Origin of the sequence: Halorubrum sp. 48-1-W, from assembly GCF_003287355.1 — an archaeon.
GTDB lineage: Archaea > Halobacteriota > Halobacteria > Halobacteriales > Haloferacaceae > Halorubrum.
On sequence record NZ_QMIM01000045.1, the window covers coordinates 1 to 24,600 of the forward strand.

At 58.1% G+C, this 24,600-nt stretch carries 25 protein-coding genes; 15 read left to right on the forward strand and 10 right to left on the reverse strand.

What is annotated here, in order from left to right:
• Positions 1 to 26: 26 nt before the first annotated feature.
• Positions 27 to 818, reverse strand: coding sequence for a hypothetical protein (locus DQW50_RS17740; protein WP_127341364.1), 792 nt, complete (start codon positions 816 to 818; stop codon positions 27 to 29).
• A gap of 351 nt (positions 819 to 1,169) precedes the next feature.
• Here DQW50_RS17740 and DQW50_RS16510 point away from each other — a divergent pair, with 351 nt between their 5' ends.
• A complete protein-coding gene (locus DQW50_RS16510) occupies positions 1,170 to 2,579 on the forward strand; it encodes a hypothetical protein (RefSeq protein ID WP_112080377.1) in 1,410 nt (469 codons plus the stop codon).
• A gap of 192 nt (positions 2,580 to 2,771) precedes the next feature.
• Here the strand turns inward: DQW50_RS16510 and DQW50_RS16515 are convergent, their stop codons facing one another.
• Both DQW50_RS16515 and DQW50_RS17745 read right to left on the reverse strand, forming a co-directional pair.
• Positions 2,772 to 3,581: a hypothetical protein gene (locus DQW50_RS16515; RefSeq protein ID WP_112080357.1), complete on the reverse strand. Its 810-nt coding sequence runs from the start codon at positions 3,579 to 3,581 to the stop codon at positions 2,772 to 2,774.
• A gap of 92 nt (positions 3,582 to 3,673) precedes the next feature.
• A complete protein-coding gene (locus DQW50_RS17745) occupies positions 3,674 to 4,405 on the reverse strand; it encodes a hypothetical protein (protein ID WP_127341365.1) in 732 nt (243 codons plus the stop codon).
• Positions 4,406 to 4,644: 239 nt separating this feature from the next.
• Here DQW50_RS17745 and DQW50_RS16520 point away from each other — a divergent pair, with 239 nt between their 5' ends.
• The 13 genes from DQW50_RS16520 to DQW50_RS16585 all read left to right on the forward strand — a co-directional run bounded on the left by DQW50_RS16520 (position 4,645) and on the right by DQW50_RS16585 (position 19,139).
• Positions 4,645 to 6,246, forward strand: coding sequence for an AAA family ATPase (locus tag DQW50_RS16520; protein WP_112080358.1), 1,602 nt, complete (start codon positions 4,645 to 4,647; stop codon positions 6,244 to 6,246).
• Positions 6,247 to 6,344: 98 nt separating this feature from the next.
• Positions 6,345 to 6,896: a hypothetical protein gene (locus DQW50_RS16525; RefSeq protein WP_241964472.1), complete on the forward strand. Its 552-nt coding sequence runs from the start codon at positions 6,345 to 6,347 to the stop codon at positions 6,894 to 6,896.
• Positions 6,897 to 6,902: 6 nt separating this feature from the next.
• Positions 6,903 to 7,349: a hypothetical protein gene (locus DQW50_RS16530; protein ID WP_241964473.1), complete on the forward strand. Its 447-nt coding sequence runs from the start codon at positions 6,903 to 6,905 to the stop codon at positions 7,347 to 7,349.
• A 562-nt stretch (positions 7,350 to 7,911) separates the two neighbouring features.
• On the forward strand, positions 7,912 to 8,565 hold the full coding sequence (locus DQW50_RS16535; protein ID WP_112080360.1) for a transcription initiation factor IIB family protein: 654 nt from the start codon (positions 7,912 to 7,914) through the stop codon (positions 8,563 to 8,565).
• 246 nt (positions 8,566 to 8,811) lie between these two features.
• Positions 8,812 to 9,438: a hypothetical protein gene (locus DQW50_RS16540; protein ID WP_112080361.1), complete on the forward strand. Its 627-nt coding sequence runs from the start codon at positions 8,812 to 8,814 to the stop codon at positions 9,436 to 9,438.
• Positions 9,439 to 9,450: 12 nt separating this feature from the next.
• Positions 9,451 to 11,439: a VWA domain-containing protein gene (locus DQW50_RS16545; protein WP_112080362.1), complete on the forward strand. Its 1,989-nt coding sequence runs from the start codon at positions 9,451 to 9,453 to the stop codon at positions 11,437 to 11,439.
• A 90-nt stretch (positions 11,440 to 11,529) separates the two neighbouring features.
• Positions 11,530 to 12,546, forward strand: a complete 1,017-nt coding sequence (locus DQW50_RS16550; protein WP_112080363.1) for a hypothetical protein — start codon at positions 11,530 to 11,532, stop codon at positions 12,544 to 12,546.
• A gap of 186 nt (positions 12,547 to 12,732) precedes the next feature.
• Positions 12,733 to 13,110: a hypothetical protein gene (locus tag DQW50_RS16555; RefSeq protein ID WP_112080364.1), complete on the forward strand. Its 378-nt coding sequence runs from the start codon at positions 12,733 to 12,735 to the stop codon at positions 13,108 to 13,110.
• 235 nt (positions 13,111 to 13,345) lie between these two features.
• Positions 13,346 to 13,594: a hypothetical protein gene (locus DQW50_RS16560; protein WP_112080365.1), complete on the forward strand. Its 249-nt coding sequence runs from the start codon at positions 13,346 to 13,348 to the stop codon at positions 13,592 to 13,594.
• A 971-nt stretch (positions 13,595 to 14,565) separates the two neighbouring features.
• Complete coding sequence (locus DQW50_RS16565) at positions 14,566 to 15,915, forward strand: orc1/cdc6 family replication initiation protein (protein WP_112080366.1); 1,350 nt, start codon at positions 14,566 to 14,568, stop codon at positions 15,913 to 15,915.
• Between the two features lie 420 nt (positions 15,916 to 16,335).
• Positions 16,336 to 16,989, forward strand: a complete 654-nt coding sequence (locus DQW50_RS16570; protein ID WP_112080367.1) for a DUF192 domain-containing protein — start codon at positions 16,336 to 16,338, stop codon at positions 16,987 to 16,989.
• A 1,297-nt stretch (positions 16,990 to 18,286) separates the two neighbouring features.
• Positions 18,287 to 18,502, forward strand: a complete 216-nt coding sequence (locus DQW50_RS16580) for a hypothetical protein (RefSeq protein ID WP_198664712.1) — start codon at positions 18,287 to 18,289, stop codon at positions 18,500 to 18,502.
• A 76-nt stretch (positions 18,503 to 18,578) separates the two neighbouring features.
• On the forward strand, positions 18,579 to 19,139 hold the full coding sequence (locus DQW50_RS16585) for a hypothetical protein (protein ID WP_112080369.1): 561 nt from the start codon (positions 18,579 to 18,581) through the stop codon (positions 19,137 to 19,139).
• Between the two features lie 59 nt (positions 19,140 to 19,198).
• Here the strand turns inward: DQW50_RS16585 and DQW50_RS16590 are convergent, their stop codons facing one another.
• Both DQW50_RS16590 and DQW50_RS16595 read right to left on the reverse strand, forming a co-directional pair.
• Positions 19,199 to 19,477, reverse strand: coding sequence for an amphi-Trp domain-containing protein (locus DQW50_RS16590; RefSeq protein ID WP_112080370.1), 279 nt, complete (start codon positions 19,475 to 19,477; stop codon positions 19,199 to 19,201).
• Between the two features lie 112 nt (positions 19,478 to 19,589).
• Positions 19,590 to 20,003 carry a winged helix-turn-helix domain-containing protein gene (locus DQW50_RS16595; RefSeq protein ID WP_112080371.1) on the reverse strand — a complete coding sequence of 138 codons (414 nt, stop codon included), beginning with the start codon at positions 20,001 to 20,003 and terminating at the stop codon, positions 19,590 to 19,592.
• Positions 20,004 to 20,131: 128 nt separating this feature from the next.
• Here DQW50_RS16595 and DQW50_RS16600 point away from each other — a divergent pair, with 128 nt between their 5' ends.
• Positions 20,132 to 20,680, forward strand: a complete 549-nt coding sequence (locus tag DQW50_RS16600; protein WP_112080372.1) for a hypothetical protein — start codon at positions 20,132 to 20,134, stop codon at positions 20,678 to 20,680.
• Between the two features lie 57 nt (positions 20,681 to 20,737).
• On the opposite strand, the gene DQW50_RS16605 is transcribed toward DQW50_RS16600, so the two are convergent.
• The 5 genes from DQW50_RS16605 to DQW50_RS16625 all read right to left on the reverse strand — a co-directional run bounded on the left by DQW50_RS16605 (position 20,738) and on the right by DQW50_RS16625 (position 24,542).
• The gene (locus DQW50_RS16605) at positions 20,738 to 20,917 is read right to left on the reverse strand and encodes a hypothetical protein (RefSeq protein ID WP_112080373.1); all 180 of its coding nucleotides are present in this window, start codon (positions 20,915 to 20,917) and stop codon (positions 20,738 to 20,740) included.
• 101 nt (positions 20,918 to 21,018) lie between these two features.
• Positions 21,019 to 22,152: a tyrosine-type recombinase/integrase gene (locus DQW50_RS16610; RefSeq protein ID WP_112080380.1), complete on the reverse strand. Its 1,134-nt coding sequence runs from the start codon at positions 22,150 to 22,152 to the stop codon at positions 21,019 to 21,021.
• Between the two features lie 267 nt (positions 22,153 to 22,419).
• A complete protein-coding gene (locus DQW50_RS16615) occupies positions 22,420 to 22,818 on the reverse strand; it encodes a hypothetical protein (protein ID WP_112080374.1) in 399 nt (132 codons plus the stop codon).
• Complete coding sequence (locus tag DQW50_RS16620; RefSeq protein ID WP_112080375.1) at positions 22,811 to 23,749, reverse strand: ParA family protein; 939 nt, start codon at positions 23,747 to 23,749, stop codon at positions 22,811 to 22,813. The genes DQW50_RS16615 and DQW50_RS16620 overlap by 8 nt, the downstream gene beginning before the upstream one ends.
• Positions 23,750 to 24,071: 322 nt before the next feature.
• On the reverse strand, positions 24,072 to 24,542 hold the full coding sequence (locus tag DQW50_RS16625; protein WP_127341366.1) for a putative phosphothreonine lyase domain-containg protein: 471 nt from the start codon (positions 24,540 to 24,542) through the stop codon (positions 24,072 to 24,074).
• Positions 24,543 to 24,600: the final 58 nt, after the last annotated feature.

Here is a 24,600-nt window from a genome sequence, read left to right on the forward strand (position 1 = left end):
CGACAGAACAGGTGACTCAAGTCAGGTTAGCTGACGATGCTTTGTGAGGTACTGATACTATTCCAGAATAGGGACCAATATCTATGTAACCTCAATTTTAGTGCACTAAAGAACGATAGAATTGCTTGCTTCGCCTTCTGTTGCTTTGATTCTGGAGCTAGTAAATAAGTTAGTACAATACCGACCAGTCCAATCAACACGGTTACAATAACTGAGATTAACGTATCAAAGCCGATGTCTGGAGCAGCCGGTAAGGCGGAACTGAATGATGTGCTTTCATCAACTTGTCCAAAGTCTTTAAACTCAGTCTCATGCGTGATTGTGTCTGCGGTACCATTCAAATAAGTAATATTGGTGGAAATCATGCCAGAGTACTCAAATTTGTTCTCTTCTGGATCAGATGATAAGAAACTTGGTGAGACCTGCGGAGAATCCAATTTATATCCGATTACAATAGAGGAACCAGGACCGAGATCCTCTATACAATAAGAATCTCTATAGGTTTGTATATTTTGTCCGAACAATTCAGGAAGAGTCTCAAGATCTGCCCAATAGAATTGTTCTACGATTTTTGAAAAGACATGAATATTTATACTTTCGGAGTTCTGTTTTGGATTGGAAACAGTGATAACTACTATTGTTTCGTTCAGGCCAGAGAATCGGTCGTAGAATCCATGATAAAGAGGCCCCTCGCGTAAGGTGACAGAGACGGTCGGTGGCGAATTTAGCGTTGTATTCCCCGTTTTTAGACAATTTTCTTGTGCGTAAACAGGCTGCGGTACTGCTGACAGTATTAGAATAAAAATCATAAACACCATACATATTCGAGTCACAAGAGATCTCATGGCAGATAGTAGATTGAAATAACCGGCTGGACAAAGTCTTTATTCCTAATCTACAATTCGCATCATCCCAATAATTTGAGTACCAACCCACACCTGAAGTCGGTTGGCCGGCCAGCCATCTTGGGGATTTCTCTCCGGCAGGAGGTGAAGAGTTCGAGAGCGGTCAAGTGACCGTCTCGGCTGGCGCCCGCGGCGCCGAGTACTCTTCATCCAGACCCGATCATGGCCACTGACCAGCATACACACCGACGTGAGCGGAGCACCGACTCGACGACAGACGCCGACTCAACGAACGACGGCACTCCAGCAGCCGACCACGCTCACGTGCCGGCACTCATCGCCGAAGAATACACACTCCGGTTCGCCGGACTCACCGACGGCGATGTGGAGGCAGTCCCCGGACACGACGAGCGTTCACCGGAAGCCTGGTGTGGAGACGACAGCGTGACGGCACTTGAGCAGGCCATCGAGGTGCTGCCACGAGCCAGTTCCGGGGAACTCTGGGCGACCAACGAGTTCGTTGAAACCGACGGCACCGTCGACATCACCGCTATCGAGTCGGTTCACGGGCTCGATACGGATGCGCTCGAACGGACGGCCGGACGTTCGCTGGACGAGCTAGCCGCCCGGACCGACGCCGAGCCGATCGTCCCCGTCGAGGATCATCAAGACATCGTCGACCGGCGACGGAAGGCGCTGTGTGCGCTGGGCTACGACGTCCGGTTCCGCTGGCAGATTGCCTCCGACCGCTACTCGATTATCAACCCACAGGAGGCCTACCAACCGATCATCACTGCACTCCAGCGCCGAGGTGAGACCGGGGCATTCGGCTGGCTGAGCTACCGCGACTGGGGAGGGCTGCTCAAGCTGTTCGTCGTCTGTCCCGGCCTCAAGCAGGTCGTCGGCCCGCCTGAGGGGACGGTCGATATCGACGAGGACGATATCGAGGCCCTCGGGGGAAGTCGAATTGGGGATACCGGAGCGACGGATTCAGACGAGGATCTAGTGGTGTACGGCGGCTTCGAGACGGGGTACGACTTCCGGGGAACCCAGACGCTGTGGGCGAAGCCGATCCTGTACTTCCCCGATAGCGAAACGATCGTTCCGGATACGGGCCAGCGGTACACGCGCCGGCACTACGGACAGGCGACCAACGCCGATCACGAGCGCGCGAACGACCGAGTGCCCATCAGCGAGTGGTGGGCGTCGATCTACGACGACGTCGAGACGCGAATGGTCGATGTCGACGAAACACTCCGGCGAGCCCGGGCGATCACCTACGATTTCGAGGTGCTCCCGTTCTCGGCTGCCGACTGCTATCGATACTGGGGTATTGCCGACACGTATGCCGCTGTCGCGGCTGACCGGGCGACCAGCCTCGCCGATCCCACGTCCCGACCGACGGTGTTCAATCTCCAGCTATCGTTGCTAATTGCGCTGCTGGAGGAGTACACCGGGTCGTGGGCCTCGAACACATACCAAGAGTATCTCGAGGTAGCTGGCGAATTGCTCCGGACGCCGGCGATGATGATCCAACTGGCCATGCAGGAGCACGACCGGCAGGTCAAAGACGCTGCCGAACGGGTCCTCGCAGAGAGCCAGCAGACGTTGAGCGACGCCTTCGAGGACATCGTCCAGATCCCGGGTATCGAAGTCGACACCGAGGCCGCTCTCTCGGATCGGGAGGCTCAGCGACTCCACGATCAAATCCAGCAGCAGCTGGACGACATCTGATTTTGAGCATCCTATCGAACTATCACTCAGTGATACGTTTCGGTGACCGTGCTGAATACAGGGCGCAGATTCAGTTCTCGGTTGCGTGGATTACTCTATGAGCACTGATATCCCACTTTTGATCCCAAGCATCAGTTGATCACATCTGAACAGCTAAAACTTGCCGTTGGTAACTATTCGCCTCCGAAGTAATCACGGTGGGATATCTAATCCCGGACCATCACCGCCAGCGTTGACCGCGATGTCGCAGGCTATCTCAAGCGACTCAACGAGAGCCTCGACATCCTCTTCACTGGAGATCACGCTTCGGTTCCCATGCATCACCTTGTTCCGGAACTTCTCAACCGTGTCGAACGCCTGCTTACATTGAGTTTTCGAGGAGAAATCCAGTTCATCTAGAAGAGTATTATTATCACGAACTACTTCTTTCAGATCTGCGATGGACATGAACTCAACTGGGTGAAGATTCACATTCTCGTCGACAGCGTCACTCCATCTACCTATCGCTCCTCCTCCTGGGCGGGCATCCTCGTAGACTTCTTGAAGCTCATCAACACTATACTCCTCCTTGATGAGATCGGATACTGCCTTCGCCATCTCCGCATAATAGGTGAACAAGAACTCCTTTGCAGTCCTTGTATTCAAATCGGCAGGCGTCACAATGCGCCAAGAATCTCGATCAGGATGCGTAGCTAACGCAAAGGGATACTCGGTCAAAATATTAATACAGTAAAGCATTATCTCGTTGTACCTAACGTACTGATCCTCATCGGTAGAGTGGAATTCTCCCGTGTCCACCTCATAGTACTCGCGTGAATTGTAGGGTCTAACCGGTGCGTAATCGTAGCCCTTCTCCTCAAGATCGTCGATTAAATCCTCCATCAGCTCATCTTGCTCAAGTTCATTCTGGCCAATGAAATAGATCGGAGAACCAAGTTCCTCGGCACTTCCCTCACTCGGGTATCGAATGTAGTCCTCAACTTCTTCTTCGTTCCAATACATGTAGAAGAACTGTGAGACGAGGAATAAAAAATGCCACCTGTCTATTGATCAATCTACCCCTCAGATCTATAATTCTATCAGTAAAGTCACCGTTATATCGACCTCAGTCTGGTTACAAGCTCATATATGGTTAAGAAAATTTTTGAGACCACCGATAGACTCTCCGGTTCGGGATTAAGTAGTGAGATTTCTTGTTCATCCTTCAGAAACCGGGCAGTACCAGCGTGATGTGTCTCACCTGTAATCAAGCAGGCATTCTCGAACTCTTCTTGCGAATCGGCTATAACGCCGGCAAAATGGCAATTTCTTTCCTCATGTACAAGCGCGAGAAAACCTAGAAATAGTATATATCCAGCCAGCAATTCATATATTATGAGAGATGCGATATTTGACAAAGTGATGGGTAGTGGCCAGATCGAAACGAATACAACTACGACTACTGCCCAGTTCACAACTGAGCTAAGAAGCCTATTGTCATTTATAAACTGACTGAGATCAAGATCAACCTCCCGAGATTTTATTTCATACTTGTTCTTGAGACTCTGGGCCAGTTCTTGATCCCGTCCTGACGAATCTCCACCGAAGTAAGAAACGATTCGACCAAAGAATTCGATGAATAGGTATATCTGGAACGTAGCGGCCGCGATAACAAGGGGCGCATATGGAAACGTCTTGATTAGGGTGAGAAAGGCTCCAATGCTGAAAGCAGATGAGTCGCCTTCCATGAAAACAACATCAGGCTCCCCTATTGCGTTCTCGATTCGGTGGATTCGTTCTTTTAAATCGCTGTCGACATGCGTTCCTGAAGCGATATATAGCTCCAAAGTTGGTAATTCATACAGGTCGGGTCAATTTAGAAGTGTGGATCCGACTAATTCTGTCTCGGTGCCAAATCCGCCCTCTGTATCCAGCAGACCCGTCTTGTCGGAGAGTGAGTGATTCAGCCTGAGATCTGTAGATGTCCCAGGGCGTGACGCGCACCGATTTCTCGCTTCCAATCGAGCGATGGAGATCCCGAGGATGCTGGTCAGTGCGCCTCGACTCGGCCTCTCCAGAACGTACCATGTCATCCACTACTACCGACGACGCGGACAGCCAGCCCGACGAACAGGCCGTCTTGAGCCACCTCGTACAGCGACTCCTCCAGCGCGAAGGCGGCCAGATCCCCCTCGAACGAGTCACCCTCCGGGTGAGCGACTACGTGGACATCGGCGAGCAGGCCGCCGCTGACCTCATCGACGAGGGTGCCGACGCCGGAATCTACACGCTGGAGCGAGGTGCGGGTGGAACGAGAACGATCACCGGCGTCACTCCCCACGGTCCCGAACCTGACGTCATCATCGCGGCCTTCGGGGCCACGGCGGACACGCCCGACTTCACCATCATCAGCGTCGTGACCGAGAGCATCGACGAAGCCCTCCGGAAGGCGGGCTACGAGACGTTCGCGGACCTCGCTAACGCCGGTGTCGACGACCTCACCGGGCTGACCGGGACGCTCACCGAGAGCCGCGCAGCGGCCATCCTCCAGGAGGCCCCCCAGCACATCCCCGTCGGGACTCGCCTTGCGACTGCCGCCGCCCGGCGATACGCGCGTCGGCTCGACACCGAGACGGACCGCGGCGTGGCGCGGATAGTCGACCTCGCGACCACCGATGTCACCGTGGGCGAACCGGTCTACCGAACAGATGAGCTCGATCCCGACGCTCTCGAGGCGCAGTACGTCAGCGCGATCGGTCGTAACGCCGACGACCCGGTGGCGACCGGCCTGCACGTTCTCGACGATCCAGATCATCCTGACGTGCCGAAGGCAGCGACTCATCCCGACGCCGGCGACGACGCGCTCCCCGTCGACGACGCCGGCCGGGTCATCCCGCCGGCTGTTCCCATCGAACCGCGACTCCAACTCCCGCTCGATGAACTGCTCGCGAAGAAACTCGCCCGAGGCCTGGTCCCCGTCCGCCTCGTCGGGCCGCGCGGCTCGGGAAAAAACTACTTAGTCAAGTACCTCTGCCACAAGACAAATCGTGGCTACGTCTCCATCGATTGTGACGAGGCGACCCACACCGAGGATCTGTTCGGTCCGCTCACGCCGACCGAGGACGGACTGATCGTCCCCCGGACCGGACCCGCCAAGCAGGCACTCCTGAACGGGTCGGTGCTGGTTCTCAACGAGTTCCCGGTGATGCGAGCTGGTGCTGCGATGGCGCTCCATCGTCTGCTCAACGAGGGGAAACTGCTGGTGAAGGCCCACGGCGAGCTGGTGGAACCCCATCCGTCGGCGCGGATCGTGATCACGATGAACCCACCGACGCGGGAGTACCGTGACTCAGAGCCGATGAACTCTGCCACCCGCGGGCGGTTCCGGGCGCTGGAGCAGCCCTACATCCAGGACATTGAGGTCGAACTCGACACGCTTGACGCGCTGGTCAACAGTGGCTCCCGCGTCGTCGACCGAGGTACGCTCCGGACGGTCGTTCAGTTCGCCCACCAGACTCGCCAGAACGAGAACTGGCCGACGCTATCGACACGGAACCTCGTGGTCGTCTGTGAGCACATCGAGGACGGCGCCGCGCCGAAGGCCGCGGTGAAAAACGAGGTGTGGGCAGTTGCTGAACCAAATCAGTATCCTGGAGACACCTACGAGACGCTCGATGATTATCTGTGAACCCCGCGACCGCTCAGTTCTGTCGTTACTGACTGGTAAATGCGATATATTCGGTTTGGGTGAGAAACTATTAGTGCGCGAGTCTCGAAGGACGATTCATGAGTGAGAAACAACCCGCCTGGCCAGCGGGGATGGACGCCGCCGAGCGCGTCCGGCACGTTGCGCTCACCCGGACGACACCACGGAATGCCGGGTGGATCGCGACTGAAGCCGACGTCTCCCGCGATACGGCCGTGAAGTACCTCTCGCGGATGGCCGAGCAGGGCGATCTCGAAGTCGTCGAGACCGCCGAGGGGACCTGCTACAAACCAGATCCCGTTACCCAGTTCCTCGGCGAGGTCCGCGACCTCGCAGAAACACACTCACAGGAGGAACTCACGGCGGAACTCAGAGACATCGCTGACGAGATCGACCGCTGGAAGCACGAGTTCGACGTGGAGTCGCTTGCCGAACTTCGCCAGTCCGTCGGCGACGACGACCTCTCGGCCGAACAGCGCCGCGAGCGCCTCGACATCGTTGAGGAATGGGAGTACAATGTCGAGATGCGCGAGGCGATCCGGCTGGCCATCGGGCTCAAGGACTCACTCACCGAACTCGGCACGGGGACGGACTCAGGATTCACCCCAGACAGCCAACCCCAGGAAGGCTGACTCCGGATGGTCCTCTTTCTCGCAGGCGGCAGTGGATACACCCGACGACAGGGACTTCGTCGACTCAAGGAGCGATTGGAGAACGTCCCTGGGGCGTCGAACATCCGATACGAACCATCCGCGATCAAGCCAACGGCTGTTGTCGTCGACGTCGACATCGAGATGTTTCTTGAAGAGCCGTTCCCGCGAGACACGGGGCGGCTCGAAGTCGTCTGGCGTCCACGTGAAGAGACGGACCTCCAGCGGGTCCAGTGGATCGACGACGCCGTCAGTCTGGGCTGGCACAAGGACCGCGACCATCCCGACCTCGGGACGACTCATTTTCAATGCGAGACAGGCGACGGGGCCACACCGCAACGGGAACCGGCACACATCGAGGTGGAAGCCCCGGTGAGCTTCCTCGAGATCTGTCTCGACCGACTGCCGGACCGAATTCGAGAGACTGGCGACTGATCGTGTGTCCGTGAAGTAGGAGTACGACCGCTCTCAGAGCGAGCATCTCGCGCAGGAGATCGGGTCCAGGGCGCACATCTGTGGCCTCCGAATCACCGTCCGAGATATCGGCGGGTTACCTAAAACAAGGGCGCTAAGCCTCCGTCCTGAAACCAGACCCTGTCCATAACTATTGACTTCAATTTCGGCAAAATACTTATGCCACAAAAGAGCAATTATTAGATATGGGTCACTGCTCCGTTCGTTCTGACCCCGCCCGCTGTGAGGAGTACCTCTCAGCGGGTGCTTTCTGAAAACGGGAGACCGGCCAGATTCAGAGGGGGGATACCCCTCACTTATAGGTTCAAAAGAGGAGAATATATACCTATATAGAATAGTGCCAACTATTGCATTCGTTCTGTTACTGGTTACTGTCTCTCTGGTCATCGCTGCATACTTGTACGGAGTTCTGAATCTGAAGGAATTACTACAAATGGTCATCAATTTGACTTGGGCGCTATTTGTAGGTATCATTGGAGTTTGGATCGGTATGATTCACGCAGTAGAACATAAGGAATAAAACATGACTACATATTCAAACAGACAAATCGAAGAGCTAAGGGAACGCATAGGTGCAAACCCCACCGAAAACCAAGTTCGAAGAGGTGAAAAAGAAGTCCGACGCATTGTGGAAGAAATTGGGAGAAATCACAACTTTCTAGAGATCTCAAATAGGATTTTTAACAACATCGTAGAATCAAAACTCACTGAAAATCATTCGATAGCTGAATTAGCATCGGCTTCCGTGTATACAGCATGTCGTAAAAAAGAAGTACCCGTATCGTTATCTGAGGTCTCATCAGCTTCTATTGTCCAAGAACGTGAAAGATATGGAGATAGAGTGGGTTCAGAAGCAATGATCGGGAGAGTTTTTCGAAGAATTTGTAACGAAATTGGATTATTACCTCAGCGAACTGACCCACGATCATTTGTGAACCGATATAGTACCAAACTAGATCTCCCGGATGAGGTTAGAGACTGCGCGTTAACAGCTATCGAAAAGTCAGAGGATGAAGCTTTCACCGCTGGGTCTGCAAATTCATTCGCTGCTGGAGCGATATATTTTGCGATGGGGGAACACAATGTTGACATTAATCTGCGAGAATTATGCCAGATTACCTACTTGTCTGAGCATCCAGTAATAAACAACCGGGATAAAATAAAACAAAAAAAGTGATTTGGCTGTTATCAAACCAAAGAGCAGAGTGAACACTGAGGTAGATGCGTCCAGCAACCCTGCAAGATGATCCTTCAGTAGAGGCGTTCTCCAATATCGTGGAGACGGAGACACTCAGATCACCCAACCTGCTCCTAGAAAATTACCCCACGTTTTCGAACATTACCCAGATTGTGGGTTAACTTTTTGCCAGCAGTTTATCAGCCGCAAGGGAGCGGAGAGGTCCGATACCTCTCGTTCCCCATTATGTCCGATACCAGTTCCTCGGTCACATCGAACGCCACCGTCGAGACGTTCACTCCCGACGTCCACGCCCGGGTGCGGGCGTCGGCCGGTCGCGCCGACCGACTCCGGGCGTTCCTGCAAGGCCATCTCCCGGCCGGCGTCGACGTCGAAGTCGTCCTCACCCCTGCGGTACAGACGGCGGCGGTTCTGCCTGCCGACGTCGACGCGCTGGTCAGCAGTGACGCAACCGACCTCGAACGACAACAGGCCGCTCAGTTGCTCGACGGCATCGACGCAGCGTTTCTCGTACTCGTCACGACCGCGCCAGCCCCGCTGGAGCGGGTGCCGCTGAACGACCAGCTCACCGCCGACCACGCCCACCAGTTCGGCCTCGCCTTCCACGAGCTCCTCCACATCCTCAAGACCGCGATCGCCCCAATCGCCGCGCTGCTCGATGCCGAAGTCGACCCGGAATACCATCAGCACGTCCACGAGTTGATCAACATCGTCGAGGACGGCGCAATCGAGCACGAGGCGATCCACGGCGCGAACTTCAGCGACACGGCCGAGATCCGGCTCGAACTCACCCGCCGAATTCACTCGCAGACTCCCGACGACCTCGGAGATGGGCAGCAGGCACGCCTCTAGTTCTGGGACGCGGTGACCACCGCTCTGTACGACGCCGCGGTGTACCCGACCGGCACCACCGAAGTCCTGCTCGACGGGGACGACGACCGCGTCGGGTTCGTCTCCGAGGCCGACGAGATCGCCTTTCGGTCGGTACAAGATGCGCTGACTCAGCTCGCCGTTGATGCCCTCGCTATTCGAGGAGTCGACCTCGACGACGCGACCCACAAGCACGACAAGACCGCCTCAGTCGAGCGGGCCCGCCGCGTCATCGACACCTGGACCTCGACGCTCCAGCCGGTCGTCGCGAGCGCCGTCGAGCCAACAGGCGATTCGCAGAGCCACGGTGGCGCTGACCCGGGAACTGACAGGCACGACCACTCGCCGCAGGAGGAGGGAGCTGCGAGTACTCCCGAGGCAACTGGGGTCTCGGTCGATCGCGAGGCAACGGCGGACCCGTATCAGGACGTGTTCGACCATCCCGCGGTGACGCCGGACCCCGGCATAGATGATACGGACGGCACGGTCAACTCTCCCGGGCCGGATACCGAGGATTCCACTGGTGACACCGCATCGACTCCAGTCGAACAGAAGGGGGAAGATCAGAAGCGTGACCAAGAGCCGCCGATAGCTGCAGACGATTCAGCGTCGCAGGGAGACTCGTCCATCGAACCCGACGAGGAGCCAGCGGAGCACCCGTCGAGATCCCACGCACTCGCGGCGGCTGTCGAGCGCGCTCGCGAAAATCGGGACGGTTCAGGAGACAGGACTGATCTATCGTCCCCATCAGGTCCTATAGCTGGACGAGCCACTTTCGACGACCGGTCGGCCCAGACATCACTCGATACGTTCGACATCGGGGCGACAGCCACTGAGTCTGCGGAGACTGACAACCTGAGCGGTCGGTTGGGCGACCCAAACCCGTCGGGGGACGATGATCAGGTGAAGCATCATGATGGAGATGTCGAGGCCGCAGCAACGGACGAACCGGCGCCAGGGCCAGCTCACGAGAGCGTCGGGCGGGCCGCACCGTCGCCGGCAGAGTACGGGCAGGCGCTCGAACACGACCGAGAGGTCGCCCAACAAGAGGCGGCCCGAGAACAGGTCAACCGGGAAGCTGTCGAGCGAGAGCTTCGCGACCTCGGTGACGTCTTTGGTCGGCGGCACCGTGGCGACGAGGACCACCGGGAGGACAGGACCGAGTCATCGACCGAGACGGGTGCAGGTGGAAACGGTGCCGGACCGGAGCGTCTCGACGACGTCGTGTTCGTCCCGGTCAGCGACGACCTCGTGGCACCGGGACAATGGAGTGCGGTCGAGGACGGCGCCGCCCGCGTCGCGCAGGTCCTCGAAAAGGAGCTCGCGCTCGAACGGCAGCGAGGAACCCGGAGCGGGCTGACCGCTGGTCGGTACGATACTCGCGCCGGCCATCGACTCGCCATCGGCGATCCACGGGTCTGTGAAACTCCGACGCCTGGCCGCGAGAAGCGCTACGCCCTCGTGCTCGTGTTAGATCGGTCGGGGTCGATGCGCAACGGTAGCCCCCCGAAAATCGAGGTTGCAACACAGGCGGTCGCCCGACTCGCCGTTGCTGCCGAGGGACTGGGAATTCGCGTTGCCATCATCGACTTCATCGACGGTCAGGCTCGCCTTGCGAAGCCGTTCGCTGTCGAGACGCGTCACGTTCAGACGACATTGCTCGATACTGGCTGTGGTGGTGGGACACCGCTAGCCGAGGCAATCGGGCTCGCCAGGATGGTTGTCGAGACACAGCGTGACGAACCACTGATCATCACCGTCACCGACGACCGTCCCAGCGACATCGAGGCGGTCACGCGCGAGCTCCAGGCATCGTACGCTCCGGTGTGCTCGTTGACCATCGCGACCGACTGTGACCCTGGGACGTTAGCTCCCGAAGCATCGGCGCTGACGCCGTACTATGAACGACAGGCGGCGGTCTACGACGTCAGCGCCATCGACGATCGTCTCGACCAGTTTGCGAGTCTTCTGACCGGACTGTGACCCGTCCGCTCTGATTTGGCGGAGAACAGTCTACATGGGCGTCTCAGTGCGGCCTCGTGCCGGTTTATCCCCCAACAGGGGAGTGAGGCCATGACGACACGACGAATTCATTCCAGCAAGGGGAGCCTTCCGCCGCTCTCGCTCCCGCCAGGAGCGCTCGCGAAGACCGATCAGCAGCACCGCTACGACGTCGACGACAAGCCACCGACCATCGAACCGATCGAACATCGCATCCGACTCGATTTCATGACCGCGGGTCCAGTTCATCGCTCACAGCTCCTTGACCAGTACAACCCGTGGACGGCCGATTCCAGTGAGGCTGATCCGTGGCGAGAGGCAGGCCAATCGAAGCCGTTCGGCTTGCTGTACGCCGAGGAATCGTGTCGGCGAACTCTCGCCGAGGAACGACGGTACTACGACCGTGTCGAAGCAGACCCGTCAGCAGAGTTGGACGACGTCCCCGCATTTCTCGCTCACCGGTTACAGATGTGCCGGGAAACTGATGATCCGTCTGCTGCCCTCGAGGAAGAACGAGCACGTCGCGAACGCTGGTACTCGACGGTCATCCCATGGATGAACCTCTATCACGTCCTCAAACGTTCCTCATACGGCTCGCTCCTACCGCCGTCGGTCGGACGTAGCGCCGACATCGACGAACTTACTGAGCACAACGCATTCGTCGGAATGGTCGTCGTCGACGACGGGGCTGACGTCCGGACGGTCGTACGAGAACACGAGATCCCCGGTCGATTCGTCGTTCACGAACGCAATCTCTCCTCGAGCGCCGTCGAGTGTGCACCGTTGCCGAGCGACTTCGGAATCGACCTCCCGGCTCCGCTGCTGGTCGGTGAGTACGCCAGCGGAAGCCGATATCCGCTATTGCCCTGGTCGGACGGGCTGGTCTGCTCGTGTCCGTATAAACACGATCGGCTCTGGCGGGTACTGTGTAAACACGAGCTGCTCGCGTCTATCATTGCCGGCGGCGTCGACTCGATTTTCCTGCCGGTCACTCGGGGACTGGACATCCCGCATCGGGCGCGACGGTTCGTGAGTCCGGCCATCGCCAGCCGTCACACGCCTCGGACCAACTCGGAACTTCACCGATGAGTCTCCAGCGAGAGGATCTGCGCACGTAGATCGCCACGAGGTTACCCCACAAAACGATCCTGTTCGTCTCTGTGGGGTAACTCAGCGACAGTTAAATTTCAATCACTCGGAATCCGGCCGGACTCGGACAAGAGAATTTTTCGTCACGAGCGGAGTTATTAATCGGTCTCCCCGTCAAGAGATCACATGTCTCCATCTGGTGAGGAGTCTCCAGACGACGGCGACGTCGATCTCGACGCGATCCAGTCCGACCTATCGGACATGCAATCCAGCCTCGCTGACCACTACGCCCTGCTCGAACGTGGCCCCGAAATCCGGGACGAGCACGTCATCGAGAGTGAAGTCGAGGTCGTTGTCCCGCCAATCATTGCTGATTACGTCCGGGCGGTTGTCCGCGAAGCTGCCGCGATGACCGTCGAGGAACGTGACCAGTTCCTGTACGAGGAGTTAGTTGGGTTCGAAGTGCGGACCACACGGTACCGCTTCCCTGACGGGGATGTTCTCGAAGCTGGTCCGGATAGGGTCGTGCTCAGGCACCCACCTGACGGGAGTGTCGAAGGATAGTGGCCGGTACAGGAATCTCGGTGTCGTCGGTCGATTGAGCGCAGTATTTACCCCACAGTACAGAATATAATTCTAAAATCGTGGGGTAACTCACCACTCAACTTCGTCGGTCACGAGCGATCATTTCCGGGACAACCACTCGGAAGAGCGTGTCAGCCGTCCGTCAGCCAAATTGCGGGTGTTTAACACCACAAGAGGACGAATTGGCATCACGAGTGATCGAGTGTGAGGGGCTATGTTTTCGGATGAACCGCGATCGTTGCCCGACTGGATAGAGCGCGGGTACGAAATCCTCTCGTCCGAGATCACGGAGGGTGGCCACGGCGAGGGACTTCCACGTGATAGCGCTCGCGATACGCTGATTGGTCACGAGGACTTTCCGGACAACCCAGATGACGCGGAGTACGCGATCGACCAGCTCCTGAACTCGGGGTGGCTGTATGAAGTCGCGGGGAAGCTCCGGATTACCACACCCGAGGAGTAGCTGCCACACGATACCCCCTCAAGAAGGGTTCGTGAATACTCGGTGAGTCGGAGAACTGGTCGATACATCAGGTCTCGAGCGGCGTCGTCGGGGAGCGAATATCTGCTCGTCACAGGACGGTTGCAGAATTTGTCGAGTGAGACAGCAGTCGTGACAGGCCGTGATGGGTGAGAGAATGTAAGAAGACCTGGACGGTCGTGGAGACCGCCAGACGAGGACTGGGGACGGAACCCCCACACCCCGTGTGCGATATGAAATCTCGAACAGACAGGGGAGGGGGCATCGGCGCAAGAGCCGCTGACTCGCCCACATCCACGGGAATCGCGAGAGAGACACCGTAAGACGGCAGATTTGAGATAAGGTACTAGTGAAGGAAACCTTCAAGTAATAAGCGTTTGAACCATAGCCGTAATAGACCTAGACGGAAAACGACCGAACGATTGGTTCGGTCGAGTATCCGTCAAGTGTTCGCGTTCTGGAGCTGTAGTGGTTCCGCGTCTTCCCGTCGATACGTGGCGTCTCTGGCCGTCTCCCGTGTGTTGGGTACTGTTTTCTCGCCCTGTAGGACGTCCTCCTCTGACGGGAATTCATATCGCACACGGGGTGTGGGGGTTATCCGTCCGCCGATCTCTCTGTACTTCTACCTTCTCGACATCCCTGCCGAGTACCACCGTCATCCAACGCTTGCCGAAACCTCCCGTGCTCGAGGTCTTGGTCAGTCCCATCCGCAAGCACGTCACCATGACATCGACCCGACTATCGACGCACCGTGCGTCGGGTCCACGACATCTACCTAACCGAGCAGATTTCATATCGCACACGGGGTGTCGTCTGGTGATTTGACTTCGCCCACGGTTCGAGAATAGGACAACGTAACCTCGATATACTGCCTGTATCGTCCGATCCCGGCGGATTTAATCTCGCACGCGGTCCCCGCCACTTATTTATAAAACGCAGTATATCAGGCTACTATGGGCGACGGCGACGGTGATGGACAACAATCTCTCTCTCAGTCGATCAAAGGTCGTCTCCAAGAAGGCGTCCAGAATTCCGTTTTCAAGAACAAGAGCCTGCTCGACCCGGACACAGTTATCGACGAGGACCGGATCGTCGGTCGGGACGAGCAGCTTGACGACACCATCACCTACCTCCGTCCTACGCTACAGGGGAACCGTCCCCCGAACATGCTGCTCTATGGACCGTCGGGGACCGGGAAGTCGCTAATAATTAACGCGGTCTGTGAGCAGGTCATCGAACTCGCTGAGGGGCAGGACATCCGGTTTGGCGTGGTCAAAATCAACTGCCAGACGATCAAGTCCCACGACCGGGCGGTCTACCGGCTCGTCGAGAATGCCGCCGCCCAGGCAGGCGTTGAGGTGGGCGTCCCCGAGAGTGGGGTCTCTACCGACCAGAAGCTCATCCGGTTCTACGAGATTCTCTCCGAACACTTTGACTCCGTGATCATCATCCTCGACGAAATCGATCTGCTTGCTGGTCGCCAGCGAGACCCCAACGACGAACCTGCCTACTCGAAACTGCTGTACCAGCTCTCGCGTGCATCTCAACTAGGCCGGATCGAAGGCCACGTTTCGGTCGCTGCCCTGACCAACGATCCTCGATTCATGGAGGAGCTCGATGGCAGAGCGGAGAGTTCGTTCAATCCGCAAGACATCGTCTTTCCAGACTATGACGCGAACCAACTCCAATCCATTCTGGAGCGTCGGCAGGACGCATATCAGGACGACGTCCTCGAGGACGGTATCATCCCGCTCAGCGCAGCTCTTGCCGCACAGGACCACGGAGACGCGAGAAAGGCAATCGACCTCTTCCGAAAGGCCGGCGAGATCGCCGACCGTCGCGATGAGGACCGGATCCGCGAAGAACACGTCCGGGACGCGCAGAAGGAGGCCGAGCGCGACCGTACACTCACCCAGATGCAGGGTCTCTCGACGCAGAAGAAGCTCTCGCTGTACGCGACCGCTATCATCCCGGTCTACTCGACTCGATCGTTAAGTACGGTCCCCAGTACTGTGGCGTACCGCGTGTATCAGTACATCACAGACCTGCTGGATGCCGACGAGAAGTCCCGTGACTCCTATCTTCGGTATATGAACGAGGCGGAGACGTACAACTTCGTGACGTCAAAGAAGCGAGGCCGGGGCTACGGCGGTGGTGTTCACAAGGAGTACGCGTTCGTCGACGACCCGTCGGTCGTCGCGGAGACTCTCCGCGAGGATTTCCGGCTCGAACAGGCCGGTCACGATGAGGACCTCATCCGCTCTGTGGTGAACGCCCAGATCGAGGAGTTCTTCGATACCTAGTTTCAGCAGAATATTTTCGAGCATCTCGAATTTCATTTCGCACACGGGGTGTCTTCCCGACGAGGTCTGCGAATTCATCTCGCACACGGGGTGTGTCTCGGCTCCTCGTGAGCCCGTCCCAATGTCTCTCCAAACTACCACTTCGAATATATTTGTCTGACAATGCTAAACACGATTTCATATCGCACACGGGGTGCCCCCCGAACGTATCAACCGTTTCATCTCTCACACGGGGGGTGGCTCCGAGAAGCTCACGGGATTTCATCTTGCACGCGGGGTGTCCAAATTAGCCGGCAACTCCGGTATCACCGGATTCATATCGCACACGGGGTGTGGAGCGGGTGTTCGAAACGATGTACGCAGTGCGTACTCTCTGAACGTTCATGCCCCTGTACGGCCGAGTTCTAGTATCACGAGACGATGGCCGACAAAAGCCACTCTGTATCGACTGCTGGCCCGTCTGATCGCGAGGATCTAGGCGGAACCTCCGTCTCTGTGTCTGCGCGCCGAACAACGGTCGTCGCGGTACTGGTCGTCGGAGCGACGGTCTTCGCTGTCGCTATCGCTGCCGTTCTCTCCGGCGCTGGAGCGTCCTCACCGGAAATCGAGTCGTCGGTCATCAACGAGGACTCGCCATCCCATCGGGTGTTCTTCGAAAATCAGCGCGGGCAGACTCTGTGGGTCTATGATGTCTGGGTGGCCGACACCGGCCCCGAGCGCTACCAGGGCCTGAGCGGGACTGAGTCGCTTCCTGCCGATACAGGCCTCCTATTTGTCTACGACCAGGAGACCGCCGACCGGGCAATTGTGATGCGGGAGATGCACTACCCCATCGACGTCGTCTTCATCGATGGCTCGGGGACCGTTACAACAGTCCGCTCGGCGACGACCGAACCCGGAGTCCCCGACGACGAGCTCACGCACTACACCGGGCGAGCGCGGTGGATCCTCGAGGTTCCACATGGAACCGCAGAGAGACATGCCATCGTTTCGGGTACATCCGTTCGGATCACCGGCCCGACGCATGCGTTTGACTCTCAGCGGGAGATCCCTCCCGAGCGTGATTCGATATGACGACACCGACACGACCTCCTCGCAAAGCATTCCCGCCGAGCCGGTTGCTGTCTCGGGCCGGGCGCTCCCGCCGACGTATACTGAGTGCCGTTGCGACTGCCGGACTCGGCGGGCTCGCTGGCTGTATGCAACTCCTCGGCTCATCCGAGAGTCGCAGTAGTGATCCGTCATCAGGCGGGTCCTCGACGACGACCGAGACGGACGAGACCCCGGTTTCGACGACGCCCGCTGACCCATCCCCGACGAGTCCGACTGACACCGACGAACAGTCCACACCGGAGGGACCGATGCCTGCGCTTCAGACTGAGGGGCCGGTCAATAGTTCGCCGACAAACGACGCTCCGTACGAAGACCCCGTCGACGGACTTGCGCTGACCGGAGTGACTGTTCGTGTGGTCGAGGAACGTCGGCGAGATAGTATGCACCGGCTAGACGACCAGCTCTCGATCGGTGTCGAAGACACTCGCTTCGAGGTGCGCGGGCGGGGCACGTTGAGTGGGAGTGCGACACTGTCGGGCTCAGGACGGTCGTCGTCGACGGTCGCCACGCCCGGGTGTACGCCGAGACTCGAGCGATCGAGTCCTGCCGGACGCCGGACAACCCGGCAGGTCGGGGCCCATGGGCGATCTCGTTCACTATCAGCGGGCGATTCGAGGGAGGTCGCCCCGACGCGCTGACGGCGAGCATTCAGGGCCCGTACATCGACAACTCGGGCGTGTTCGTCACGAAATCGCTGTGATGCTCCAGAGATTGATCGGTGAGTCCTGTCTATAGCAATTTATCGATTCCAACGGCATGAGGGAACCCCTCAGATGGGCCCCCCAACTACGATGACTCAGCAACCCAACCATACGAGTTCTTCGACCCGATCAACGCGCTGTGGCCGCTCGGCTCACGATTTTCGACAGACGCAGTTCGACACCGACGGCTTGTCGGCTGAGACGCCACCGTCAGAGCCAACGCTGGTTGGATACGGCCTCCGGGTCGATTCTTCGCTCCCGCGATCTAGACTGGCGGTGCCTGCGAGCGACGCCTTCGTCGACGACCGGCCACTTCGACGGATCGAGTCACGGGCCGACCAACAGTGTCTCCTGTCCCCGACTAACGATCCGGATCAGCAGACGCTCGAAGGCGATTCCACCTCGATTCGACTCCTCTTCGAGGACTAACTCGTGTCCCGATCACGAGCGAGGCGGCCCACGAAGAGCCAAGTTACCCCACGATTCTCAATCAGTCGACTTTGTGGGGTAACTCTACGCAAACGGAGCCCGCGAATCGGGCCTCCGGAGGAGGCACCGTGAGGAGCACAGATACTGGCGGGATTCGAGAGAAGCTTCCACCGGAGAAGTTCCTCGAGACCGACCACCCGCGGCTGATCCGCGCTGGTGTCGTCTGTATGCACGACATTGAGACCGTTCGAGCATACGTCGCTCACGAGAATCAGCATCAGCAACGATGGTGGGTGCTCCGGTTGCTAGCCACCCGTGCAGCGACGCTCCGAGAGAACGAATGACCCGCTATCTTCGAGGGCTCGCTGGCACATACTCATATCCCACCACGACGGACAACTGACTACGTGGTGTGTTCCCATGGCAGTCAAACCCGGATCCGGCGGTGACCGCGACTTCGTGACGATCTTCAAGACTGGCTCGGTCGACCGCGACGACTACCCCGAGCTCGCCGAGCACCTCCTTGAGGGGCGGACCCAACTCGCTGCGGAGACTGGCTACCTGATGAAGTTCGGCGACATCTCACATCGGGGCTTGACCCCCTTCGATGTCGCCTCGTTGCACGACGTTCCGGCGTACCCCCTCCCGCACGCAGCGCTGGCGTCACTGCCAGCGCATGTCCGAGCCGACTTGGAGCGCGATGGCGCCGTCCAACTATTCGCTGCATACGATCGTGACGCGCACGAGTTCGAAGACGTCGCGCTCGCGTGGGAGGAGCAGGACTTTCTCGAGCGACTTGCTGAGCTAATCGCCGGCGACTGCTCGGTCCACGAGGCGGTCGATTGGGTCGTCGTCGAGGAAGCCGAGCGCTACGCCATCGGCCAGTGGGCCCGAATCCGAGACGTGACCGAGGATGCCGTCCGCTCGAATATCAACTCAGCCCGGGAGAAACTGCTTGCCGAGGAGGACCGGGAGCACTGATCGAGACGATCTCGCTGGTTAGTCCCCGTGGATGTCGGGTCCGGGCTATTCGATCGGAGTCATTCGATAGTCAGGTCGCCAGTACTGTCTGCGTTTTCGTCCCATTCCAGTTCGAACTCGAGTTCGATCTCTCCCGACCCGCCGGAGTCCGAGGTCTCGCGTTCGACCTCGACCTCGAACTCGATGCGGCTCGGAGGCGTGAGCGTCACCGACTCGGAGCCAGACTCCAGCGTGAACTCCTCGCCAGATTCGAGACGATCCGCAACGGTCCGTAGGTACTCGGCTACTTCAGCTGTCGTCATGTCACGCTCGAACGCGAAGAGTGTCTCTTCAGCCATCCTCCGAGCTTCGCTGCACGAGTGCTTGACTGTACGCATCAGTGAGACGGTGGCTGAACTCTCTCTCCCTCACCGACGACGCCGGCGTCAGGATCGACGTCGATTCCGAACCTCAGACGTCGCCGGGACGGGGGGCGTTCTCGTACTTGACCATCTTCTCGGGCTTGTCGGAGATGGTGTTGTAGATCTGCTGGAGGGTCTCCTCTGCAGCGAGCAGGTTGTGCTCCTCCAGGAACGCCCGTCCCTCGTCGGTGAGTCCGTAGAACTTCCAGGGGTAGCCCTGGCGGCGCTGGTCATCGTCCAGGGCGACCTCGCCGACGATGCCGGCGTCGATGAGCTTCTGGATGTGCTTGTAGACAGTGGCGTCGCTCACGCTGGGGTTGAGTTCTTCGAGTTCGTACATCGACGGCAGCTGCTCGGGATGCTGGAGGATGTTATTGATGAGTGCGAACCGCGTCTGCTGGGTCACGAAGTGTACGAGTTCGCGGGTTTCCATCTCCTCGGCGGTCCCCAGGTCGGTACTCATACGACACAGTACGCACTTCGATGGCAAGTAGTTTACTCTTGGGTAAATCACTCCAGAGTAAACCAGTCGCACTTGACTCGGTAAATTACTTCATAAATCATATCTCACGACAGTGAGACCGACCACGTATGCCCGACGAGGAGCCGCCCGTTCCCGAGGACGTTCTGAAGAGTGCGAAGGACCAACTCGACGACGAAGAGATCTCGCTGGCGGACAACGAGGAGATCCTCCACGCCCTGAGCGAGTTGACACCGGTCTACGAGAACGACCGTTCGTATTTCGTGCTCGGGAACTACGACCGGGAGCCGATCCGCCGGCTGAACCTGGTCGTCGACCGTCTCAACCGGCGACAGGACGCCTACGCCTTCCGAATGGTCGACATCCGCGGGGAGTGGGACAACAGCATCCAGAAGTTCTGCCTGATCGGCGACATCGTGACGTACCTCGTCGGGGTCGCCGAGAAGGAGCCGAGCGACTTTCTCGTCGAGCAGGGGTTGCTCGTCGGCACGACGGAGTTCTTCGCGAAGAGCCACGTCCTCAAACGAGAGTACGAGGATGAAGAACACCCCTTTGGGTGGATGCAGGACGGCGTCTTCGAACTGTTCGATCAGGAAGGACGGCTGTATCGCTGGCAAACCGAGGAGGAGCTCGTCGACGTGACCGAAGACCTTCCATGACGGCGAGTAGAATGATTTGCCGGCTACTTTGGATCAGTCTGCGTTAGAGGGGGCCGGTCATTCGGGATTGTGCTCTTCGTCGTCTTCTCCTATCTCTGACTCGATTGGGTCGACCGCGGTCTCCATCCAGGCCTTGATGTCCTCGTCGGAGAACCCACCGTCGATGTCGTCGGCTGTGGCGGCGCCGTGCATCCCTGCCGACGCGACCGCGTGTTCGGCAGTCCCCTCGAGAGTCATATCCGAACGAAGTCTGCCGAGCCGCAAAAGGATACTGCCGAACCGTTCTGAGTGGTTTCAATTGTATCCTCGAAACCACCTGATAGCAGGTAGAGCCGATACTACTTGTCGAGCGCTCGTTCCAGTCGCTCCCGGCGTTCGGCAACGTTCTGCTCGCGGTAGGATTCATGAGTAGTTTCGATCGACTCGTGTCTGAGCAACTCTTGGGCGAGTTCGGCGTCCTGCGCGTAGAGGTCGCTGCCGAGGCCACGTCGGCCGCCGTGGGGTTTGAGATACTCCCCGTCGATGTTGAGGTCGGCCGCATCGCAGAGTCGTTTCATCAGTGATCGAGCCCCGTTCTTCGAGAGCGCCGGCGGCGCGATCCCGTGGTCGCGGAGGACTGCCATCGACGTCGACTCGTCGAGTGCCGTCTCGATCACCTCGGCGTCCCACCCCCGAGCGTCGAGCCCCTCCTCGGCGGCGTTCGCGAGCGATGCGTGATGCCGCGTCGGGAACACCGGCCAGTCCTCGCCAGCAGGGTTGAGTACCGAGTGGTGGCGCTCGAGGGCGTCGAGGACCCGGTCAGTCAGCGGGATCGGCTGTCGTTCGCGAGTCTTTCCGAAGACGACGGCGACGCCCCGTTCGAGGTCGACGTCCTCCCACCGGAGGCCGTTGCGGTGGTCGTCCCGCGGGTCGGCGAACAGTTCGGCGCCGCGAGCGCCGGTCAGCGCGAGCATCGTCACGATGGCCCGGTCCCGGAACGCCCGCTCCTGGTTGTCGGCCGACTCCTCCAGCGTCGCGTACGCTCGCTCGTCGACGAACTCCAGCAGCGCTTCTCGTGTTACGGCCGACCAGAACTGTCGGTCGTGATCGCCGTGGTGTTCCGGCAACACCTCCTTCACACGGTTCGGTCGGGCCGGGTTCGCGTCGATCCGCTCGTCGTCGACACACCAGCCGAGAAAGGCCCGGACGATGGTGAAGTACGGTCCGTTGGCGTGGGCCGAGGCTGCTGAAAGAGCGTCGTCCTCGTCGTGAACCCGTTCCCGCAGGTGCTGGGCGTACCGCCGGCAGTCGATGACAGCCAGGTCCTCGAGGTCCGTGATCCCTCGGTAGTCCTCCAGGTACTCCGCGAAGGTGTCGAGGACGACTCGGTTGTTCGCCCGGTAGTTGCCGGAGTCGAGGCTGGCCAGACGCGCGTCGATGGCGGCCTGGAGGTCGGTTTCGCCGGGTGAAGCCCCGGGTTCGGCGGCTGTCATCGGGATGGATTCGTAGACGGCGGCCACCCACTTCAGTTTGGTGTGTCTTTCTCTTCTAAGACACAGCAAATTGTTTATACGACGAAACCCCCGTTTCCAACGTTCTCAGGGTTCCAAACCCCGGAATCTGGACTTATAAACTGTATGCCGCTATACTCAATCTCGCCACGGCGTCTCGACTCGGTCTGGCAGGTATTCAGCCCCTAATACGGACTCCGTCTGCTGATTACGGCATCTATGAATAGAACGCTATTCTAAAATAGTAATCTATTCATCCGATTCAGAACGAGCAGACCGAGCCTGCTCGAATCGCTCTGCGACCTCTTCCACGAGGCCCTCTTCGACGACGGTTCGAAGAAGCGCATCCGTCATCTCTCGAACTACGATATTCTGGTAGCCTCGTTGGTTGAGCTCGCGTTCGAGTTCGTACTTCATCCAAGAGTCGAAGTCGTTGATGCTCTCTTCACGAGCGTAGAAGGGCCGCTGCTTGGCTGCCTCGTATGAAAAAGCAGTATCGGTCACAGGATCGTAGCTCTCGCTGGGTTCCTCAGAGCTACTGCTCTCCGTGGTGGGAGAGCCTGACTCTGACGCTGCTTGCGATTGCCCCTCCTCTGGGTCGTCTTCGAGCGTCTCCCCGAGGTCGGCAAACGGATCGTCCTCAGCCATGGCGGACCACCTCCCCTGCCTCGACGATGTGCGCCAGTTCGTCGAAACACTTCAGCTGGTCACAGGCGGGATCGTAGTCCAGCAGGGGTTTGCGCTCGCCGTAGGCCTTCGTGATGTTGGTCCGGTCCCGGATGCCTGGTGAGGGGCTGAGGTCGCCGGCGTCGACGGCCTCCCAGTCTGTGATTCGCGCGAAGTTCGGGATGCGGTCCTGAAGGTTATCGTGCGAGTTGAGACGTTCGAGGAGCTGGCGATCCTGGGTCTGCTGGTCAATACGCCCGCTCAACATATTCGGAACCAGCGCTAGGACGTCGACGTCCATATGCTGCCGAAGCGGAGAGATCTGTCGCTCGATGGTCCGCTCTAGGCCGGCCATCGCCTCGTTCCCAGGGGCGAGCGGAAGCACCAGATTCGCCGTCGCGACCAGCGCGTTGTCCGTGAGTCGGGATCGGTACGCCGGCGAATCCGTGACGATGTAATCGTACGTGTCCCCGAGGAGTGGGTCTACCACTTCCCGTTTGAGCAGCGCAGAGGGTTGGAACACGTCGCCCACGACGATCTCCCGCTCGACCTGTTCTAAATCCTCGCTGGACGGGAGAATATCGAACTCGTAGCTGGTATCGTAGACAACAGAAGTCGGGTCAGCATCGTCGAAGAAGACGTCGCCGATTGTTTCCTCGGTGTTGTGATACTGGTCGTCAAAACCCAGCCCAACGGACGCGTGGCCGTTCGGGTCAAGATCGATGAGGAGCACATCGTGGTCGTGGGCGGCAAGTTGCCGGGCGAGGTTGACAGCGATCGTCGATTTGCCGACACCCCCCTTCAGCATACACACCGAAACCGCCCGAGAGTTCCCATCGGTCTGTATCGAATTATATGGGCTATTTGGGCTATTCGTTTTATCTATGCTATTCACGCTATCTGAGCCACTCATACTATTCAGCAGTATCAACCCCTCTCGACTTAACTCTGTGGTGGATAGTATAGATAGAATTTTATTTATTGTATTTATACTATTCTAAGATAGCTTTCTATTCTGGAGTAGTTGGGATAGAATCGTAGAATATAGCACAGAGGACGAACCTCCAAATAGAACGTAGTTCAGCTCAAGAGCAGTCAGTCTACTCTGTTGCCATTCAAATCGTTCTTTAACCGGGTGAAGCACGGACCAGTGAGTACGGAGTACCCTGACGTACAATACTTCAATTGAGAAGTTTCCCCTTAGTATCAACAGGTTAATCTGACGGGGAGAGAGGTCAATCCATTGTTAGATCCCTAAGTGCACTAAACGTATAACGGGTGGATGAATCGATTCCGTAACTCTCTGCATTACGCTGGTGGATACCCAGACGCGTATAAAGTAACGGCTTGAAGAAAAACACCTGGTCATCGCCTACGATATCCTCAGTCGTAATCAAGTCTCCTACCCGATAGACGTCACTAACATCGAAATAGTTGGGAACCGCTATTCCCATGTAATAGCGCTTCGACCTAGAGCTCCGAGCTTCGTGGTGCCACGCAGTACCGACTTGAGCATCGTAGAGTCTCCCGTCAGCGACGAGTTCTAATACTCTTTGCCACACCGTACCGATCATCTGTCGCTTCGGGAAAAGGAGCCACTCTCCCCCAAGTTCCTCACGATTGAAGGCTGCCTCGTCCAATTCTGCATGCCCTTCCGTCATTTCGTTGGGTATTGGTGGTGCTACTTCCTCGAACTCTTGGCTCAAAGTTCAGTACTTCACAAAGCCGCTTAGTTAGAACGTCTGCTTGCTGAAGGTGTGTCTA